This is a genomic window from Variovorax paradoxus (assembly GCF_009755665.1).
In the GTDB taxonomy this organism is placed as follows: Bacteria; Pseudomonadota; Gammaproteobacteria; order Burkholderiales; family Burkholderiaceae_C; genus Variovorax; species Variovorax paradoxus_G.
This window is the reverse complement of record NZ_CP046622.1, coordinates 3,337,495-3,357,571: the sequence shown is the minus strand read 5'-3', so window position 1 is coordinate 3,357,571 and position 20,077 is coordinate 3,337,495. Positions and strand designations below refer to the sequence as shown.

General features: G+C 65.6%; 14 protein-coding genes. 8 read left to right on the top strand and 6 right to left on the bottom strand.

Features of this window, described 5'->3' with window-relative positions:
• Window positions 1–315: 315 nt before the first annotated feature.
• Genes GOQ09_RS15570 through GOQ09_RS15555 form a run of 4 tightly spaced genes read right to left on the bottom strand, consistent with a single transcriptional unit; the run spans window position 316 to window position 6,870 of the window.
• Window positions 316–3,426 carry an efflux RND transporter permease subunit gene (locus GOQ09_RS15570; protein ID WP_157614333.1) on the bottom strand — a complete coding sequence of 1,037 codons (3,111 nt, stop codon included), beginning with the start codon at window positions 3,424–3,426 and terminating at the stop codon, window positions 316–318.
• A complete protein-coding gene (locus GOQ09_RS15565; RefSeq protein ID WP_157614332.1) occupies window positions 3,423–4,655 on the bottom strand; it encodes an efflux RND transporter periplasmic adaptor subunit in 1,233 nt (410 codons plus the stop codon). The genes GOQ09_RS15570 and GOQ09_RS15565 overlap by 4 nt, the downstream gene beginning before the upstream one ends.
• Complete coding sequence (locus GOQ09_RS15560) at window positions 4,652–6,151, bottom strand: efflux transporter outer membrane subunit (protein WP_157614331.1); 1,500 nt, start codon at window positions 6,149–6,151, stop codon at window positions 4,652–4,654. Before GOQ09_RS15560 ends, GOQ09_RS15565 begins: the two co-directional genes overlap by 4 nt.
• Window positions 6,148–6,870, bottom strand: a complete 723-nt coding sequence (locus GOQ09_RS15555; protein WP_157614330.1) for a CerR family C-terminal domain-containing protein — start codon at window positions 6,868–6,870, stop codon at window positions 6,148–6,150. The genes GOQ09_RS15560 and GOQ09_RS15555 overlap by 4 nt, the downstream gene beginning before the upstream one ends.
• A gap of 157 nt (window positions 6,871–7,027) precedes the next feature.
• Here GOQ09_RS15555 and GOQ09_RS15550 point away from each other — a divergent pair, with 157 nt between their 5' ends.
• Window positions 7,028–8,581: a sigma-54 interaction domain-containing protein gene (locus tag GOQ09_RS15550; RefSeq protein ID WP_157614329.1), complete on the top strand. Its 1,554-nt coding sequence runs from the start codon at window positions 7,028–7,030 to the stop codon at window positions 8,579–8,581.
• 39 nt (window positions 8,582–8,620) lie between these two features.
• Here the strand turns inward: GOQ09_RS15550 and GOQ09_RS26195 are convergent, their stop codons facing one another.
• Together GOQ09_RS26195 and GOQ09_RS15540 are read right to left on the bottom strand one after the other, a co-directional pair.
• Window positions 8,621–10,645 (bottom strand): J domain-containing protein, encoded by a 2,025-nt coding sequence (locus GOQ09_RS26195; protein ID WP_207309862.1) that lies wholly within the window; start codon window positions 10,643–10,645, stop codon window positions 8,621–8,623.
• Window positions 10,642–12,342 (bottom strand): Hsp70 family protein, encoded by a 1,701-nt coding sequence (locus tag GOQ09_RS15540; protein ID WP_157614328.1) that lies wholly within the window; start codon window positions 12,340–12,342, stop codon window positions 10,642–10,644. The genes GOQ09_RS26195 and GOQ09_RS15540 overlap by 4 nt, the downstream gene beginning before the upstream one ends.
• Window positions 12,343–12,609: 267 nt before the next feature.
• Here GOQ09_RS15540 and GOQ09_RS15535 point away from each other — a divergent pair, with 267 nt between their 5' ends.
• From GOQ09_RS15535 to GOQ09_RS15505, 7 genes are all read left to right on the top strand, one after another.
• Window positions 12,610–13,797, top strand: a complete 1,188-nt coding sequence (locus GOQ09_RS15535) for a substrate-binding domain-containing protein (protein WP_157614327.1) — start codon at window positions 12,610–12,612, stop codon at window positions 13,795–13,797.
• A 170-nt stretch (window positions 13,798–13,967) separates the two neighbouring features.
• The gene (locus GOQ09_RS15530) at window positions 13,968–15,425 is read left to right on the top strand and encodes an extracellular catalytic domain type 2 short-chain-length polyhydroxyalkanoate depolymerase (RefSeq protein WP_157614326.1); all 1,458 of its coding nucleotides are present in this window, start codon (window positions 13,968–13,970) and stop codon (window positions 15,423–15,425) included.
• Between the two features lie 42 nt (window positions 15,426–15,467).
• Entirely contained in the window at window positions 15,468–16,232 is a 765-nt protein-coding gene (locus GOQ09_RS15525) for an ABC transporter ATP-binding protein (protein ID WP_157614325.1), read from the top strand.
• Window positions 16,229–16,948 carry an ABC transporter ATP-binding protein gene (locus tag GOQ09_RS15520; RefSeq protein WP_157614324.1) on the top strand — a complete coding sequence of 240 codons (720 nt, stop codon included), beginning with the start codon at window positions 16,229–16,231 and terminating at the stop codon, window positions 16,946–16,948. The genes GOQ09_RS15525 and GOQ09_RS15520 overlap by 4 nt, the downstream gene beginning before the upstream one ends.
• 154 nt (window positions 16,949–17,102) lie before the next feature.
• On the top strand, window positions 17,103–18,086 hold the full coding sequence (locus tag GOQ09_RS15515; protein ID WP_157614323.1) for a branched-chain amino acid ABC transporter permease: 984 nt from the start codon (window positions 17,103–17,105) through the stop codon (window positions 18,084–18,086).
• A 16-nt stretch (window positions 18,087–18,102) separates the two neighbouring features.
• The gene (locus GOQ09_RS15510) at window positions 18,103–19,170 is read left to right on the top strand and encodes a branched-chain amino acid ABC transporter permease (RefSeq protein WP_157614322.1); all 1,068 of its coding nucleotides are present in this window, start codon (window positions 18,103–18,105) and stop codon (window positions 19,168–19,170) included.
• Complete coding sequence (locus GOQ09_RS15505; protein ID WP_157614321.1) at window positions 19,167–20,057, top strand: alpha/beta fold hydrolase; 891 nt, start codon at window positions 19,167–19,169, stop codon at window positions 20,055–20,057. The genes GOQ09_RS15510 and GOQ09_RS15505 overlap by 4 nt, the downstream gene beginning before the upstream one ends.
• Window positions 20,058–20,077: the final 20 nt, after the last annotated feature.

Here is a 20,077-nt window from a genome sequence, read left to right as displayed (position 1 = left end):
TATTTTCCGGGGCCGGGATTCCGCCCGGCGGCGAACTCACTTTCTTCTGCTTCGCCAAAAGAAAGTAAGCAAAGAAAAGGCGACCCCACTGTCTGCGACCCCTGCGCTGCGCTACGGGGCAACCTGCGGTGCTCGGTTTTCGCGGGGTCCGCAGAACTCGCTTCGCTCAGACAGCTGCGGCCCTGATCCGCGAAACCCTCCGCTCCTCGGCGCATACAGAGGGGAGTGCAACCCATCTGGGCCTTTGCTTCGCTCGGCCACCAGGCCACTGCGGCGCTGCGCGCCGCGGTGGTTGGAATTGAGTTGGGCTGTTGATCAACGCGCCGGCCGCTCCACCAAGTCATCATCAATATGCGGATCAGCCGGCTGCCCCCGCAGCTTGCGCACAGTTCGCCGAATCCAGTGCTCGATGTCATCCACATAAGTGAACACAGCCGGCACCACCAAGAGACTCAGCACGGTAGACGTAATCAGCCCCCCAATCACCGCCATCGCCATCGGTGAGCGGAAGCTTGAGTCGGCAGTACCCAGGCCCACCGCAATCGGCAACATGCCCGCGCCCATGGCCAGCGTGGTCATGATGATGGGACGTGCACGCTTGTGGCAGGCATCGCGCAGCGCATCCCAGCGGCTCATGCCGTGATCGCGCCGCGCCACGATGGCGTATTCGACCAGCAGGATCGAGTTCTTGGTCGCGATGCCCATCAGCATGATCAACCCGATCAGCGAGGGCATCGACAGGGCCTTCTGCCCGATCAGCAGGCCCACGAATGCTCCGCCCAATGCCAAAGGCAACGCGCAAAGAATCGTCACCGGATGCAGGAAGTCCTTGAAGAGCAGCACCAGCACGATGTAGATGCACAGCACGCCCGTGAGCATTGCAAGGCCGAAGCTCGCGAACAACTCTGTCATCACTTCCGCGTCGCCGATCTCGGTTACGCGCACGCCGGGCGGCAGCTTCTGGATCGATGGCAGCGAAGTGACTGCCGTCTTGGCATCGCCCAGGCCGACGCCCGAGAGTTCGATTTCGAAGTTGACGTTGCGCGAGCGGTCGTAGCGGTCGATGACGGCCGGGCCGCCTTCCATCGTCAATGAGGCTACCTGGCTCAGCATCACCGGGCCGCGCGTACCAGGCACCGAAAGGCGGCCGAGCAGGTCGAGGTTCTGCCGTGCCGAATCTTCGAGCTTCACCACGATGGGCACCTGCCGCTGCGCAAGGTTGAGCTTGGCCAGCGCTTGGTCGTAGTCGCCCAGCGTGGCCACTCGCAAGGTTTCGGCGATGGCCGAACTGGTCACGCCAAGATCGGCGGCGCGTGCAAAGTCGGGACGCACCGCAATTTCGGGACGGATCAGGCTCGCGGTCGAGGTGATGTTGCCGAGGCCGGGCACCGTGCGCAGGTCTTTCTCGACCGCACTGGCCGCACTTGCCAAGGCCGCAGGGTCTTCACCGGTGAGCGCGAGAATGTATTTTTCGCCCGAGCCGCCCAGACCCACCGTGCTGCGCACGCCGGGCAGCGTTTCGAGCGCGGCGCGAATCTGGTTTTCGATCACCTGCTTGCGCGGCCGGTCTCCGCGGTCGTCCAGCTTGATGGTGAGCGTGGCCTTGCGCGTTTCGGGCGTGCCGAAGTTGGCGAACGGGTCGCCGCCCGCGCTACCGCCCGCCACCGTGGTGTAGACGCTTCTCACGTGCTGGATCTTCATCACGCGGTTTCGCGTTTCTTCCGCAGCCGCGGTGGTCTGTGCGAGCGTGGAGCCGGGGGCGAGCGAGAGATAGATCTGCGTTTGCGAGTTGTCGTCCGGTGGAATGAAGCCGGTCTTCAGCAGCGGAATCATCGCCAGCGAACCGAAGAAGAAGAGGGTGGCGAACACCATCGTCTTGAAACGATGGTGCGTGCTCCACTCCACCGCGCGCATGTAGACCGTGAGCCAGCGCGGCTCCTTTTCGGCGCCGACCACCGGCTTCAGGATGTAGGCCGCCATCATCGGCGTGAGCACCCGCGCCACCACCAGCGACGCAAACACCGCCAGCGAAGCCGTCCAGCCGAACTGCTTGAAGAACTTGCCGGCCACGCCGCTCATGAACGCCGTGGGAAGGAACACCGCAATCAGCGTGAAGGTGGTGGCGATCACCGCCAGGCCGATTTCGTCGGCCGCCTCCATGGCTGCCTCGTACGGCGACTTGCCCATGCGCAGGTGGCGAACGATGTTTTCCACCTCCACGATGGCATCGTCCACCAATATCCCGACCACCAGCGAGAGCGCAAGCAGCGAGATCACGTTGACCGAAAAGCCCAGCAGGTGCATGCCGATAAAGGCCGGAATCACGGACATGGGCAGCGCCACGGCCGAGACAAAAGTGGCGCGCCAGTCGCGCAGGAACAGCCACACCACGATCACGGCCAGGATCGCGCCCTCGTACAGCAGGTGCAGCGAGCCGTCGTACTCTTCTTCCACCGGGTCGACGAAGTTGAAGGCTTCGGTCAGTTCGATGTCGGGTCGCTGCACGCGCAGGTCGGCCAGCGCCTTCTGGATGGCGCGGCCCACTTCCACTTCGCTGGCGCCGCGGCTGCGGGCCACTTCGAAGCCGACCACGGGCTTGCCGTTGAGCAGCGCGGCGGCGCGCGGCTCGGCGATGGTGTCGCTGATGCGCGCCACCTGGTCGAGCCGGATGCGGCGGCCGTCGGAAAGCGCGATCTGCAAGTCGGCGAGCTGGTCGGCCGACTGCACGGTAGCCAACGTGCGCACCGGCTGCTCGCTGCCGCCCAGGTCAATACGGCCGCCCGCGCTTTCGGTTTGCACCTGGCGCAGCTGACGCGAAATGTCGGCCGCCGAGGCGCCCAGCGCCTGCAGCTTGGCCGGGTCCAGGTCGATGTGCACTTGGCGCGTGACGCCGCCCACCCGGTTGACCGCGCCCACGCCGGGCAGTGCGAGCAGCTTCTTGGTCACGTCGTTGTCGACGAACCAGCTCAGCGCCTCGCTGTCCATGCGCGGCGAGGCGATGGTGAAGGCCAGCACCGGCTGGGCTGCGAAGTCGAGCTTTGTGACGACGGGGTCGCGCACGTCGGCCGGCAGGTCGGCGCGCACGCGCTGCACCGCGGAGCGCACGTCGTCCACGGCCTCTTGCACCGGCTTCTCGAGGCGGAACTCGACGATGAGCGTCGCGGCACCGTCCTGCACCTTGGTGGTGATGTGCTTCAGGCCCTGCACCGTGGCAATGGAGTTCTCGAGCTTGCGCGCAACGTCGGTCTCCAGCTGCGAAGGCGCGGCGCCGGGCAGCGATGCCGAGACCGTCACCGTCGGCAGGTCGATGTCCGGAAAGTTCTGCACCTTCATCGCGTTGAACGACAGCAGCCCACCGAAGGTGAGCAGCACGAACAGCATCACCGCCGGAATCGGGTTGCGGATGGACCATGCGGAAACGTTCATGGGCGTGCCTTTGTTTCGTTGGTGCCCGCGTTGCCCGCGGGCGCCGATGCCGCCGATGCGGCGGGCTGGGCTCCGGCCGCTGCCGGTGCGGGCGCCGCCACGACGCGCACCAGGTCGCCGTCGTTCAGGAAGCCCGCGCCTTGCACCACGATCTGCGCGCCTTCGGGCAGCGCACTGGTGATTTCGACGCGCTCGCCGACGCGGCGGCCGGTCTGCACCTTGAGCTGCGCCACGCGGTTGTCGGGCAGCAGCATGAACACGTTGTTGAAGCCGTCGCGCGGAACGATGGAGCTCTGCGGCACGGTGGGTGCCGAGCTGCGTCCGAGTTCGAAGTCGCCGCGCGCGAACATGCCCGCCTTGATGCCGGTGTTCTGCTGCACGTTCGGCAGGTCGACATAGACCAGTGCCGCGCGCGTTTGCGGGTCGACCGTGGGCGCGATGCTACGCACCTTGCCGCGCACCTGCGCGCCGCTTGCGCTGACCACGAAGGCTGTGGTGCCCACCGCGATGCGGCTGAGTTCGGCCGAGGTGACCTCCGCGCGCCATTCGAGCCGGCCCTGGCGGATCAGCCGGAACAGTTCGGTGCCGGCCGCCACCACGCTGCCGACAGTTGCGGTGCGCGACGAGATCACGCCGTCATCGGGCGCCAGCACCTGCGTATTGCGGCCGCGCACTTCCTGCGCTGCCAGCACGGCCTCGGCGGCTTCGACGCGCGCCTTGGCGGTTTGCTCGGCCGTCTGGTACTGGTTGATCTGCTGCTGGCTCAACGCGCCCGTGGCTTGCAGCGTGCGGGCGCGCGCCGCGTTGCCAGCGGCGTCGGCGGCGGTGGCCTTTGCTTCCGCAAGGGAGGCGCGCGATTGCGCGATGTCGGCACGCACCGTCTCGGGCGAGAACACGGCCAGCACCTGGCCCTTCTTCACCACGTCGCCCACGTTCACACGAACCTCTGCCAGCTTGAGGCCGCTCGATTCGGAGCCCACGCTGGCTTCTTGCCATGCCGCCACATTGCCATTGGCAGCAAGGGTGAGCGTCAGCTCGGTGGGCTCGGGTTTGGCGACAGTCACCGTCAGGGACGGCCGGGGCGGCGGTGCGCCGTCCTTGCCCTTGGCGGCCGCGGGCGTTGCGGATTCGTTCGCGGGCTTGCCGCGTGTCAGCCACACGGCCGCAGCAACGACCACAACGAGCGCCAGCAGCGCGATGACGAGGGTAGAGCGTTTGATTCTTTTCATGGCGACGTCGCGACCTTGGCGGTCGGGTTGGAGGTCATAGAGGACGATTCGGGGCGGGCCCATCCGCCGCCCATCGAGCGGTAGAGCGCCACCCAGGCTTCGGTGCGTTCGCGTTGCAGCGAGACGCGCGCGGTTTGCGCCGCAAAGAGCGTGCGGCGCGAATCCTCGAGTTCGAACAGGCTGGCCAGGCCGCTTTGATAGCGGGCCTGGGTGGCGTCGAACGAGGCCTGGTAGTTCTGCACGGCCGTGTCGGCATCGGTGGCGCGTGCGTTGGTGCTGTCGAGGTTGACCAAGGCTTCTTCCACCTCGCGCACCGCCTGGCGCACGTTGGCCCGGTACAGCGAGACGGCTTCGGTGTAGCGCGCCTTCGCTGCTTCGGCGTTGGCGGCGCGCGTGCCGCCGTCGAACAGGGGCACAGTGAGTGACACCGGCCCCACGGTCCAGGTGTCGAGCGATTCGCGAAAGCCGCTGGTGCGAATCTGCATGCGGCCGATGGAGCCCGAGAGCGACAGGCGCGGATAGCGCGCGGCCTCGGCCGATCCCACGTCGGCACTTGCGGCGGCCACGCCCAGTTCGGCGGAATACACGTCGGGCCGCTGCGAGATGGCCTGTGCCGGCACGCTGGCAATGCTGCCCACCGCCGGCAGCGCGCGTTGCGCCGGCGAGGCTGCGAGCTTTTGCTCCAGCGTTGTTTCGTCGATGCCGCTGAGCGCCACCAGCGCCTTGCGCTGCACTGCGCACAACGCGCGCTGCTGCGTCAGGCGGCCGGAAGCATCGGAGGCGCTGGCGCGTGCGAGTGCGGCATCTGCCGGTGCGGTAAAGCCAGCGCGTGCCGAAAGGTCGGTGAGCCGCGCGGTTTCGCTGCGCGAGCGGGCGTCCGATTCGGACACGCGCAACTGCTGCTGGCAGGCACGCTCTGCGAAATAGGCATTGGCGGTTTCGGCCGCCACTGCAACGCGTGCGTCATGCCACTTGGCATCGGCACTTTCCTGCCGGTTGCGCGCTGCATCGCGGTCGGCACGCAGCCGGCCGAACAGGTCGATTTCCCATTGCGATTGAAGGCCGGCCTGCAGCGTGGTCACCGGCGCAAGTGCGGTGGCGCCGCCGCTGCCGGACGAGGCGCCTGAAGCGCCCGAGCCAAGCGAAGAGCCCGAGACGCCACGGCTGGCCGAAAGCGTGCCGTCCAGGTTGGGCAGCAGCGCCGCACCGGCCGCAATGCGCGTGGAGCGCGCTTCGGCCACGCGCGCTGCGGCGCTCGCAACGTTGGGGCTCGCGGCTTCGGCCGCGGCAATGAGTTCGACCAGCAGCGGGTCGTCGAGTTGGCGCCACCAGTCGGCCAGCGACGTGAGCGAGCCGCCGTGAGGCAGCGGCGCGTGCCACTGCGCGGGCATCGGCGCTTCCACCGCGGCGGGCGGCCTCATGAAGCCGCAGCCGGTAAGCCCGAGCCCGAGACCGAGCGGCAGGCAAACCGTGTAAATCAATCGAAGTCTTCTCATGTCTTCTTTCTCCCGGATCGGACTGGTGCGGCCGCAGGCTTGGCGGCGGCCTGGCGGCGCACGGCTTCGGCCTCGACCAGCGCAAGCGCATAGCCTGTGAGGCGCTGAGCCCACGTGTCGACGCTGCGAGGCGTGTTCAGCAAAGAGGGGCGTATCGCTTCGACGAGGTCTTGGCTCACGAAGAGCTGCATGGCCAGGCCGGTGATGGCGAAGGTCAGGCGATGCACGTCGTCGTCGGGCCGCGCAAGACCGAGCCGGCGGCACAGCACGCCCGCAATGGCCTTGTGCGGCGCCTTGATGTCGCGCTCCATCTCTTCGGCCCACTGGCTGGTGGGTTCGAGCATTTCGCGCAGGTGCAGCTGGATGCACTGCCGCACGATCTCGCCTTGCTTCAGCGGCTCGATCATGTGCGTGAAGAAGATGCGAAGCGCTTCTTCGATCGGCATGTCGGGTGCGTCGTAAAGCTGCACGAAGTCTCCGGCATTGCCGCCCATCGGCTCGCCGAAGGTGGCGGCATACAAGCCAGCCTTGTCGCCGAAGTAGTAGCTGATGGCCGAGATGTTGACGCCGGCGTTGCGCGCAATCTCGCGTGTGGAAGTCTTGGCGTAGCCGTTGGCGGCAAAGAGCGCGAGTGCGGCGTAGAGAAGGCGCTGGCGCGCTTCAACGCCGTCGCTTCGAGGGGCGCGGGCGGTAATGGCTTGAAGGGCGGTGGCGCTCATGCCCGCGATTAGACCACGCAGCTAATCAAACGATTGATTTACTTAAGGCCGGATGAGGGCTTTAGTCGCATTCTTTGGCCGGATGTGAATTCTGGACAATTCCGCAGCCGCATTGATGCCGGATTTGTTGCGGATTGATGCACGCTACGATCCGCCCATGTCCGCCGCTCCGCCTGTTGCCGCACCCTCCGCATTGCCCCTCGACGCAGAGGGCATCCTCGCGCTGGCTGCGCGCTCGATGTTCCATCTGTTCTCGAGCATCAGCCAGGGCATGTTCCTGGTCGACCGCAGCGGGCGCATCGTGTGGGTGAACGAAGGCTACCGGCGCTTCTTGCCGGCGCTGGGTTTTTCTTCGATCGACCAGTTCATGGGGCACATGGTCGAAGACGTGATTCCCAACACGCAGATGCGGCGCGTGCTCGAAACCGGCGAGCCCATACTTGTTGACCTGCTCACCAACAAAGCAGGTACTTTCGTTGTCAGCCGCATTCCGCTGCGCGCCGAGCACGACGGGCAAGAGGGACAAAAGGGCGGGGCGGGAGATGTGATCGGCGCCATCGGCATCGTGCTGTTCGATCAGCCCGAAACCACGCTGCAGCCGCTCATCAGCAAGTTTGCGCTGCTGCAGCGCGACCTCGACGATGCGCGGCGCGAGCTGGCGAGCCAGCGCAACAACCCGCTCTACCAGCATGCGGCCGATGGCCAGCGCCGCTCGAAATACACCTTTGCCAGCTTTATCGGCAGCAGCCCCGCGGCGGTGGAAGTAAAGCGCCATGCACGGCGTGCCGCACAGTCGACCAGCCCGGTGCTGCTGCTGGGCGAAACCGGCACCGGCAAGGAGCTGCTCGCGCATGCGATCCACGCGGCATCTGCGCGGGCCAAGGGGCAGTTCGTCAGCGTCAACATCGCGGCCGTGCCCGACACGCTCCTCGAGGCCGAGTTCTTCGGCTTTGCCCCCGGCGCCTTCACCGGCGCCGACCGACGCGGGCGCGAGGGCAAGTTCAAGCTGGCCGATGGCGGCAGCCTGTTCCTCGACGAGATCGGCGACATGCCGCTCGGCCTGCAGGCCAAGCTGCTGCGCGCGCTGCAAGAGGGCGAGATCGAGCCGCTCGGCTCCAACAAGCTCGTGCCCTTCGATGCGCGCGTGATCGCCGCCACCTCGCGCGACCTGCCCGAGCTGGTGCGCCGCGGCCAGTTTCGCGAAGACCTGTACTACCGCCTCAACGTGCTGCCGCTGCGCGTGCCGCCCCTGCGCGAACGCCGCAGCGATATTCCGGCGCTGGTCGAAGCGCTGGGCGAAGACATGGCGCTGCGCAGCGGCGAGGCGCCGCCCGAACTCACACCCGATGCACTGGCGCTGCTTGCCGGGCAGCATTGGCGCGGCAATATCCGCGAGCTGCGCAACGTGCTGGAGCAAGTGACCATGCGCAGCGATTCGCAGCGCATCGACGCGGCGCAACTCGAGCGCATCTTGCGCGAAGCGGGGCTCGAGCAGATTGCCCCACCCGAGTTGCCGCAAGCAGGCGGTGACGCCGACGAGAAAGCCGCATTGCTGCGGCCACTCGCGCAGCAGGTGGCAGAACTTGAACGGCGCGCCATCGCCGCGGCAATGGCGGCAACCGGCGGCAACAAGCTTGCCACGTCGCGGTTGCTGGGTATTTCGCGGGCGACGCTGTACGAGCGTATGACAAACACGGATCGCGCGGCCTGAAATGCGGAGACCACCCTTGGCTGCGGGCGGTTCGATTCTCTAGCGCGAGCCTGTCCGCGACTGCCGCTGCACCTTGACCAGCCTGAAAAAGCCGGAGGTCCACATCATGAGCAGGAGCGGGGCGCAGAAGGTGAGTCCGAAGCGGCGGACCTGCGTTTCCAATGGATTGGCCGCGGGGCCCCAGCCCAGATGCGTATCGATCCAGCTGCCCGCGCCGTAGTACACGCCTGCCCAAACGGCCCAAAGCGTGAGCAAGGCCAGTCCGATCCATCCCCTCCGTGCGAGCTTCTGGCCCGGCAGGAGGGCCAGCACCGCATGGTTGAACCACAAGCTGGCAAACAACACAAACAGGCCGGCTACGGCGGCGGAGAACGGCAGCTGCCACGCGCGCTCCTGCGCCGGCAAGGCTGCGATCGAGATGCACACGATGGCGATTACCAGGCGGGGCGATTGCGAGGCGCCGAGTTGCATCAGCCGGTAAGGCCACGCCACCGTGATGCGCAGTAGCGACCCCGCCATGACGAGGAGGCCATGGTGCGTGGTCTGGTTCGTGCGCTCCCTGTGCCGCCGGGCATCCTCCTTGTACTGGCGCCAGCGGCTCTCGATGGCCTCGCCATGGAGCGTGTGGGCCAGGCAGGCGGCCATGAACCACGCCATGCCTGCGCATGCACCGGTCCAGGGCAAGCCGCTGAACCAGGGAAGATAGATGCCGACAACGATGCAGAGCACCAGGATGGCCGGGAAGGCGGGGCTCGCCTCGGTGGGTGGCAGCGACGGCGTCATCACGGCAAATGCGATCAGCAGCACCGTAATGCACACCAGCACCGGACTTCCGAAGCCGGAGTGAAACGCTGCGGGCCATGCATCGGTCTCGCTGAGGCCGCACATGAACGTGGCCGCCAGCATGCAGGCAAAGCCCGCGGCGGCAAGATGCGACCGCTTGGGCAAGCCCGGTGCAAGGCCTTCAGGCCGGAGTGTCGCGTGCATGCTTGCCTTGAAAGAAAGGAAGAAGCGATACGCAAAGTGCAGCATCACCCAGCCGACGACGCCGTTGGCGATCGCAAACGCCAGGCGTTCGAGCCAGGGCCTCTCTGCATAGCCCTTCAGCTGCACCACTGTCGCTGCTACAAGAAGCACGGCGAAGGTGCGAACCCACGCTCCGACTTCCATTGCGTGATCGGCGCGCGAATGCTGCGGCGGCGGTACCCCTAGAACATACCGCTGCCTGGGTTCGAGCTCGCCCCAGAGCCGCGCGAGGCGGTTCGACGCAAGCATGGCAAACAGATACAGCCGCCATTTGGCGACCTGCTCGATCATCGGGCCGAAGAACGAGAGCTCGGCGTAGCGGCGCCTGAAGTTTTCGTCGGCGTGAAAACCAAAATTCAGATCGTGCAGCCGCTGGCGAAGCGCGACGGCGCGCGACGCACCCATCACCTGCTCGGTTCGAAAATCGGTTTCCCAGCCGAAGTAGGTGGACAAGCCCTGCGCAAAGCCCCGCGGCATCTGCTCCGCGTCGATCACCAGTTGCGCAAACCATTTGCTTGCTTCGCTGTGCTCCCAGAAAGGCAGCTTGCCGAGCTCTTGTTCCAGCAAGGGCCATCCGGCAATCAAGGCTTCGCCGCCCGCTTGCTGCAGGTAGGCCAGGGTCTGCTCGGCGAGCACGCGGGCGGGAACGTAGGACAGGGGCGGCGCTTCGGCCTCGGGTTGCGGCTCCAGATGCGGTTCATGCTCAGGCTCAAGCACGTGGGGCCCAGGCGCAAGCGCTTCTTCTGCGGCGACGCTTGCATGCCCTTCGTCGGCAGCAGCCTGCTGCTCAGGCGGTGTTGCCAGTGCCACCGCCGTTACGGTCGCCGGCTCCTCTGTCAATGGCTCGACGGCCTGCGTTGCCGCATGCTGTGCTAGCCATCGCGCATGTTCCTGGGCAGATTCGTAGGCCTCTCTCAAGGCTTGGTAGGCCTGTGCGTCGTCGTCGGGCCGCGTCACCTTCAACCGCATCGCATAGGCACGCTTGATTGCAATCAGGTCGGCAGTGGGCTCCATGCCGAGCGTCGACCAGAAATTCACAGCACGAAGCCCTTGTCGATGCTGTCGAGGTAAGCCTTGAATTCTGTTCGATGCTGCCGAATCAGGTGCTCGTCCTGGCTGTCGAGCGCCGCCTCGAAGCGCATCAGCGCATGGGCAACGTCTTGCCGTGCATGGCCCAGGCGATCTTCGTAGAGCCGCTTCGCCCGCGACACCAAGTACACGTTCTCCTGCTTGTCGCGCGGATGGATCTTGAGGGTGCGCAGTTTCTCGAGTGCGGCGGCAATCTGCGGTTCGCTCATGACCTGCGCAGACCGCTGTATCACGCTCTGGGTCGTCTGCCCGGTGGCGGGAATATGGGCCTCCACTTCGAGCAAGCCGTTGATGTCGTAGGTGAAGCGAAGATTCACGTTGATTTCGCCGCGCGCCATCGCAGGCACCTGTACATCGAGGCTGCCCAGCTTGAGGTTTTCGGTTCCTATCGGCGACTCGCCCTGGCGCACGTCGATGGTGATGGCTGTCTGCCCGTCCTGCACAGTCGAGTAGGACTGCACACGCGACACCGGCACGGCCGTGTTGCGCTCGATGATGGGCGAAAAGCGATTGGGATAGTGGCGGCCGTCGATCTCTTCCGACACCACGATGCCGAGCGAGTAGGGCATCACGTCGGTGAGCACGACCTCGTCGAGCGCGGCGTTTCTTTCCTTGAGCGCCGCCTGTATCGCGGCGCCGCGGGCGACGGTTTCGTCCGGATTGATGGTTCGCAGCGGAAGCCGGCCGAACAGGCGTGTCACAACCTGCCGCACGATGGGCATGCGGCTTGCGCCCCCCACCAGAACCACTTCGCTGAGGCCGCTCGGGTCGAGCTTTGCGTCCATCAGGGCGCGTTCGAGCGGCCTTCGCAGACGCAGCAGCAAGTCGGCGCAGCGTTTTTCGTATTCGGCGCGGGTCACTTCCAGCGTGTGCGTCGCTTCCTTGCGCTGAAGCTGGAGTTGCGCGGTTTCGCGTTCGCTCAAGTCGCGCTTGGCCTGCTCGGCCGATCGCCAGAGCGCGTTGTCGGAGGCGATGGCTTCCTTGTCCGCGTCGTTGAGCGCGGGAATCTTCTCGACGAACCAGTCGACCAGCACCTTCACGAAATCTTCGCCGCCAAGGCGGGTGTCGCCCGCGCTGGCGCGCACTTCGATCACGCCTTCAAAATATTCGAGCACCGAGACGTCGAAGGTGCCGCCGCCAAGATCGAACACGAGGAAAGCCGAGTGATCGGCGCGTTCCTGCAATCCGTAGGCAAGCCCGGCCGCGGTGGGCTCGTTGAGTAGCCGCTCGACCTTCAGGCCCGCCAAGCGTCCGGCTGCCTGGGTGGCCTTGCGCTGCACGTCGTTGAAGTACGCCGGCACCGTGATCACGGCCTCGGTGACCGGCTGGCCCAGATAGGCCTCGGCATCGGCCTTCAGGGCACCGAGCACGAGCGCGCTCAGTTCCTCGGCGCGCATTCGGCGCTGGCCGAGCGTTACGGCGTGGTCCGTGCCCATCCAGCGCTTGAAGGCGGTGGCCGTGAGCCGGGGGTGGGTGGCCGCGCGTTCGCGAGCGGGCAGTCCGACGATAAAGCTGCCGTCGTCGGCCACGCCCACGGCAGAAGGAGTCAGCACGTGCCCCAGCGAGTTCGGGATCAGTTCTGTTTTTCCGTCTCGGTATACACAGACCAGGCTATTGGTCGTTCCCAGGTCGATTCCAACTAGCATCTCACTCCCTCATAGGACACGTTGCATTTTGTTGCCAAGCATACTTCGGTGCCGTGTTTGCTGCTGTGCCTGTGCATGAGCGAGTGCAACGGTGCACCTCTAGTTAACCCTGATCGAATAGAAGACAAGTGTCTGAAAATCAGACGATTCAGGTGTTCTGAAGCTGGACGAATTGACTGCCGTCCGGGACAAATCCGTTTGGCATCAACGGCTTCGATGCCTGGCACGAACTGTGCAATATTCAGGCATCTAATAAGGAGACAAAGAATGAACCGTCGCCACCTCGTTGCGTTGGCCGCACTCGCTGCCTGCGCCGCCACGGCACCCGCCTGGGCCCAGTCCAACGAAATTCGCATCGCGCACATCTACAGCAAGACCGGCCCGCTCGAGGCCTACGGCAAGCAGACGCAGACCGGCTTCACCATGGGCCTGGACTACGCCACCGGCGGCACGATGACCGTCAACGGCAAGAAGCTCGTGGTCATCGAGAAAGACGATCAGGGCAAGCCCGACCTCGGCAAGTCGCTTCTGGCGGCCGCCTACTCCGACGACAAGGCCGCGCTGGCAGTGGGGCCCACGGCTTCGGGCGTGGCACTGGCCATGCTGCCGGTGGCCGAGGAGTACAAGAAGATCCTGATCGTGGAGCCCGCGGTGGCCGATTCGATCACCGGCGACAAGTGGAACAAGTACATCTTCCGCACCGGCCGCAATTCGAGCCAGGACGCCATCTCCAACGCGGTGGCCATCGACAAGGCGGGCGTGACCGTTGCCACCTTGGCGCAAGACAACGCCTTCGGCCGCGACGGGGTGAAGGCCTTCGGCGCGGCGCTCAAGAAGGCGAAGCTGGTGCACGAGGAATACCTGCCGCCCGCCACCACCGACTTCACGGCCGGCGCACAGCGGCTGATCGACAAGCTCAAGGACCAGCCTGGCCGCAAAATCATCTGGATCGTCTGGGCCGGCGCGGGCAACCCGTTCAAGATTGTCGACCTGGACCTGAAGCGCTACGGCATCGAGATTGCCACCGGCGGCAACATCCTGCCGGCCATGGCGGCCTACAAGAACCTGCCGGGCATGGAAGGCGCGGCGTACTACTACTTCGGCATTCCGAAGAACCCGATCAATGAGGCGCTGGTGTCGGCGCACTACAAGGAATTCAAGACGCCGCCGGACTTCTTCACCGCAGGCGGTTTCTCCGCGGCCATGGCGGTGGTCACGGCGCTCAAGAAAACGGGCGGCGACACCAACACCAACAAGCTCATCAGCGCCATGGAAGGCATGAGCTTCGACACGCCCAAGGGCAAGATGACCTTCCGCAAGGAAGACCACCAGGCGATGCAATCGATGTACCACTTCAAGATCAAGGTCGATCCGGCTTTTGCCTGGGGCGTGCCCGAGCTGGTGCGCGAGATCAAGCCCGAAGAGATGGACATCCCCATCAAAAATAAGCGCTGAGCTGAGCGCCCAGATCCTGCCGCGGCCGTGAGGCCGCATGCCTTTCGCCCCGGGTGGCCGCCGGGCGAAGCGCCAGCTTGCGCCTTGCGGCGCGGGCGCGGCGCCATCAACGGCCGATTCGTCAGCAATCAAGCAAGCGTTCGACACACCTACAACAGAAGGAGACAGCGATGGCAGCGATGCGATGGAACTGGAAGGGATTGGCCGCGGCTGCGGCAATGGCGTTTGGTGCCTACAGCGCAACGGCAACTGCGGCGGTGCCGCTGCCGTCGCTGGGCGCGAACCCGGCGGAAGTGAGCGTGTCCGGCCTCTCGGCGGGCGGCTTCATGGCGGTGCAATTGCACGTGGCCTATTCGGCCACCTTCAAGCGCGGCGCCGGCGTGGTGGCAGGCGGGCCTTACTACTGCGCGGAGGGCTCGGTGCTCAACGCCACCGGGCGCTGCATGACGCACAGCACCAGCATTCCGGTGTCGTCGCTCGTGACCACCACCAACAGCTGGGCCGCGAGCGGCGCGATCGACCCGGTGTCGAACATGACGGCTTCGAAGGTTTACCTTTTCTCCGGCACGTCGGACAACACCGTGAAGCCGGCGGTCATGGACGACCTGAAGACCTATTACCAGAGCTTCGTGCCTGCCGCCAACACGGTCTACAAGAACAACATCGGCGCCGGCCATGCCATGGTGACCGACGACTACGGCGGTTCCTGCAGCACCACTGCTGCGCCCTACATCAACAATTGCGGCTTCGATCTTGCGGGCGACATCCTGCAGCATCTCTACGGCCCGCTGAACCCGCGCAACAACGGCACGCTGGGCGGCACGTTCACCGAGTTCAACCAGTCCGAATTCATCACCGGCCACGGCGTGGCCGCCACCGGCTGGATCTACGTGCCGCAGGCCTGCACCACCACCTCGTGCCGCGTGCACATGGTGCTGCACGGCTGCAAGCAGAACTACACCGACGTGGGCGACCAGTACGTGCGCAAGACCGGCTACAACCGCTGGGCGGACACCAACAACATCGTGCTGATCTATCCGCAGACCAGCACCGCCGCCACCAACAGCTGCTGGGACTGGTGGGGCTACGACAACGCGAACTACGCAAAGAAGTCGGGTCCGCAGATGGCTGCGCTCAAGGCCATGGTCGACCGCGTGACGGGTTCGGGCGGCGGCTCGTCGCTGCCGGCGCCCACCGGCGTGGGCACCTCGGGTGCGACCAGCAGCAGCATGGTGATCGGCTGGGCCGGCGTTTCAGGCGCGAGCGGCTACAACGTGTACCGCGGCGGCAGCAAGGTCAACGCCGCACCCGTGGCCGGCACCAGCTACACCGACACCGGCCTGGCACCGTCCACCACCTACAGCTGGACGGTGGCGGCGCTCGACGCGAGCAACGCGCAAGGTGCGATGTCGGCCGCGGCCACGGGCACCACGCTGGCCGGCAGCGGTGGCGGCGGCACCTGCTACACCGCCAGCAACTATGCGCACACCGTGGCCGGGCGCGCCTATGCGCTCTGGGGCCTCACGTATGCCTATGGTTCGGCGCAAGCCATGGGGCTGTGGAACATCTACGTGACCACCACGCTGAAGCAGACCGGGCCCAACTACTACGTGATCGGCAGCTGTTGAGGGCCGACCGGTACCGACTTTTCCATTTGCAAATGACCAACGATGCTTGAGACCCGAGACCTGACCATCCGCTTCGGCGGGCACGTGGCCGTCAACAACGTGAGCTGCGCCTTTGCGCCGGGCACGCTGACGGCCATCGTGGGCCCCAACGGCGCGGGCAAGACCACGTACTTCAACCTGATTTCGGGCCAGCTCAAGGCGAGTGCAGGAACGGTGTCGCTCGACGGGCAATTGCTCTCGGGCCTGTCGCCTTCGGCGCGCACGCATGCGGGGCTGGGGAGGGCGTTTCAGCTCACCAACCTGTTTCCGAATCTCACGGTGCTGGAGAACGTGCGGCTTGCGGTGCAGGCCGCGCGCGAAGGCGCGCACCGCCGCGGGCTCAACCTGTGGAGCATCTGGAGCGACCACAAGGCGCTGACCGAGCGCGCCGACCAGATCCTGGCCGACGTGGCGCTGAAGTCCCGAGAGCATGCAACGGTGGCAAGCCTGCCGCACGGCGACCAGCGCAAGCTGGAGGTGGCGCTCCTGATGGCGCTCGAGCCCAAGGTCTTCATGTTCGACGAGCCCACGGCCGGCATGAACGCGGCCGAGGCTCCGGTCATCCTCGACCTGATCCGCAAGCTGAAGCAGGACAAGAGCAAGACCATTCTCCTGGTCGAACACAAGATGGATGTGGTGCGCGAGCTTGCCGACCGCATCATCGTGCTGCACAACGGCACGCTCGTGGCCGATGGGGAGCCGGCCGAGGTGATTGCATCGCCGGTGGTGCAAGAGGCTTACCTGGGCATTGCGAAGGAGGCCGCATGAACCTGCTCGAACTACAAGGCGTGCAAACGCACATCGGGGCTTATCACATCCTCCACGGTGTCGACCTGCAAGTGCCCAAGGGCCAGCTCACCATGCTGCTGGGCCGCAACGGCGCGGGCAAGACGACCACGCTGCGGACCATCATGGGCCTCTGGCATGCGTCGCAGGGCAGGGTGCGCTTCGGCGACAAAGAGATCACCGCCATGCACACACCGCAGATCGCGGAGCTCGGCATTGCCTACGTGCCGGAGAACATGGGCATCTTCTCCGACCTCACGGTGAAAGAGAACATGCTGCTCGCCGCGCGCGGCGCGAAGAACGCCGAGCAGATGGACGATGCGCGCCTGAAATGGATCTTCAAGCTCTTTCCGGCAGTGGAGAAGTTCTGGAACCATCCCGCAGGCAAGCTCTCAGGCGGCCAGAAGCAGATGCTGGCCGTGTCGCGCGCCATTGTCGAGCCGCGCGAACTGCTCATCGTCGACGAGCCCAGCAAGGGGCTGGCGCCGGCCATCATCAACAACATGATCGACGCGTTCGGTGAACTCAAGCGCAGCGGCGTGACGATCCTGCTGGTGGAGCAAAACATCAACTTCGCCCAGCGCCTCGGCGACACCGTCGCGGTGATGGACAACGGCCGCGTGGTGCACAGCGGCGGGATGGCGGAGTTTTCCGCGGATGCGCAACTGCAGCAATCTCTTTTGGGTCTCGAGCTATGACGTATTCGATGTCTTGTTCCCTCTCCCTCTGGGAGAGGGCCGGGGTGAGGGCAGACGGCCTGTGCAGTGGCCACGCCCTCCTGTTGGTGCCGCTGGCCCTCACCCCAACCCTCTCCCGCGAACGGGAGAGGGAGCAAGAGAAGGGAGCGCAACGATGAAAGCACTCGACTTCGACTGGAAGCCGCTGCTTCTCGCGCCCATCCTCGCAGCGGTGGCGCTGCCGCTCACCGGCTCGTTCTCGACCTGGCTCACGCTCACGGTAGCTGGCCTGGCCATGGGCATGATCATCTTCATCATCGCCTCGGGCCTCACGCTGGTGTTCGGGCTGATGGACGTGCTCAACTTCGGCCACGGCGTGTTCATTGCGCTCGGCGCCTTCGTGGCCAGCAGCGTGCTCGGCCTCATGGGCGACTGGACCGGTTCGCAAGAACTGTGGCGCAACCTCGTGGCTGTGTTCCCGGCCATGCTGGTCGCCATGGCGGTGGCTGGCGCGGTGGGGCTGGCCTTCGAGCGCTTCATCGTGCGGCCGGTGTACGGCCAGCACCTGAAGCAGATCCTCATCACCATGGGCGGCATGATCATCGGCGAGGAGCTCATCAAGGTGATCTGGGGGCCTGCGCAGGTGCCGCTGCCGCTGCCCGAAGCCTTGCGCGGCTCGCTGCTGATCGGCGATGCGGCCATCAGCAAATACCGCCTGCTGGCGGTGGCTGTGGGCGTGCTGGTGTTCGGGCTGCTCGCCTGGACGCTGGGCCGCACCAAGATCGGCCTTTTGATCCGCGCCGGCGTGCAAGACCGCGAAATGGTCGAGTCGCTCGGCTATCGCATCGGCCGGCTGTTCGTCGGCGTGTTTGTGGTGGGCAGCGCGCTGGCGGGCCTGGGCGGCGTGATGTGGGGGCTGTTCCAGCAGAACCTGGTGCCGCAGATGGGCGCACAGGTCAATGTGCTGATCTTCATCGTGATCATCATCGGCGGGCTCGGCTCGACCGGCGGTGCGCTCATTGGCGCGCTGCTGGTGGGGCTCATGACCAACTACATCGGCTTTCTGCTGCCCACGCTCACGCAGTTTGCGAGCATCTTGCTGATGGTGGCGGTGCTGCTGTGGCGGCCGCAGGGCGTGTACCCCGTGGCCAACCGTTGAGAAAGAAGCAGCCGCCATGTTCCTGAAACGACTTCTCTCCAACGACACGCCCCGAAGCCGCCTGCTGGCGCTGCTGCTGGTGGTGCTGTTCATCGCGCTGGCCTTCGCGCCGTTCATCTTCCCGGGCGTGAAGGCGCTGAGCGTCGCGGCCAAGATCCTGGTGTTCGTGGTGTTGGTGGCCAGCTTCGACCTGCTGCTGGGCTACACCGGCATCGTGAGCTTCGCGCACACCATGTTCTTCGGCATCGGTGCCTACGGAATCGCCATCTCGGCGTCGCGGCTCGGGCCCAGCTGGGGTGCGGTGCTGCTCGGGCTTGGGGCCGCACTCGCGATCTCGCTGGTGCTCTCGTTCGCCATCGGGCTGTTCTCGCTCAGGGTGCGCGCCATCTTCTTCGCGATGATCACGCTGGCCGTGGCTTCGGCCTTCCAGACGCTGGCGTCGCAGCTGTCTGACTTTACGGGCGGCGAAGATGGCCTGACCTTCAAGCTGCCCGAGCTGATTTCGCCGAGCTTCGAATTCTCTGAAGAGCCGTTTCTCGGCGTCTCACTCGACGGCCGGCTGCTGTGCTACTACATGCTGTTCGTGGCAGCGGTGGTGCTGCTGCTGGCGTTGCTGCGCATCGTGAATTCGCCGTTCGGCCGGGTGCTGCAGGCCATTCGCGAGAACGAATTCCGCGCCGAAGCCATCGGCTACCGCGTGGTGGTGTACCGCACCACGGCGGCCGTGCTGTCCGCGCTCTTCGCCACGCTGGCCGGTGCCATGCTCGCGATCTGGTTGCGCTACAACGGGCCAGACACGTCGCTGAGCTTCGAGATCATGATCGACGTGCTATTGATCGTGGTGATCGGCGGCATGGGCACCATGTACGGCGCGGCCATTGGCGCAGTGCTGTTCGTGCTGGCGCAAAGCTACCTGCAGGACCTTCTACGCGTGGGTAGCGAAGCCGCGAGCGGGTTGCCTTGGCTCTCGGCGCTGCTGTCGCCCGACCGCTGGCTGCTCTGGCTGGGCCTGCTGTTTGTTCTGTCGGTGTACTACTTTCCGACAGGCATCGTCGGCAAGCTCAGGGCGAGGGCTGCGCGATGAGCAACGATCTTTCGGTTCCGGTTGTCTCCCGTTATGCGCAACTCGCGGGCCGCGAAGTCCATTGGCTCGATTGGGGCGCGCCCGATGCGCCGGTGATCATTGCGTGGCACGGCCTGGCGCGTACCTGCCGCGACATGGACGAGCTGGCGCAGCACTTTGCCGCGCGCGGCTTCCGCGTGATTTGTCCCGACACCATCGGCCGCGGACTCAGCCAATGGAGTCCGGTGCCGGACGAGGAATACCAGTTGTCGTTCTACGCGCGCCTTGCCGGCGCGCTGTGCGACGAGCTGCGCCTGGGCCGCGTTCACTGGGTCGGCACTTCCATGGGTGGCGCGATTGGGACGGTGTGCGCTTCAGGTCTGTTCGAGCCACGGATGAGGGGGCGCATTGCGAGCCTGGTGCTCAACGACAACGCGCCGCAGCTTGCACAGGCCGCCATCGAGCGCATCCGTGCCTATGCCGGCGAGCCGCCCGCATTCGACACGGTGGCGGAGCTCGAGCTCTTCTTTCGCACTGTCTACAAGCCCTACGGCTGGCTCAGCGATGCGCAGTGGCGTCGCCTCACCGAGAGCTCCACCCGCCGCCTGCCCGATGGCCGCGTGACGCCGCACTACGACCCGGCCATGGTCCGGCAGTTCAGTGCGCACGACAACGACTACCTGATCTGGCCGCACTACGACGCGATCGAAGTGCCGGTGCTGTGCCTGCGGGGCGCCGAGTCGGACCTGGTGCTGCCCGAGGTCACGCAGCAGATGCAGCAAAGAGGGCCGGGCGTTTCGGGCCGGCTGCAAGTGGTCGAAATTCAGGGGTGCGGCCATGCGCCCGCGCTCAACGTGTCGGAACAACTGGAGCTCATTGAAGGGTTTATTCGGGCCGCCGGTCGCTAGTGGCGAGTCGGCGAGACAAT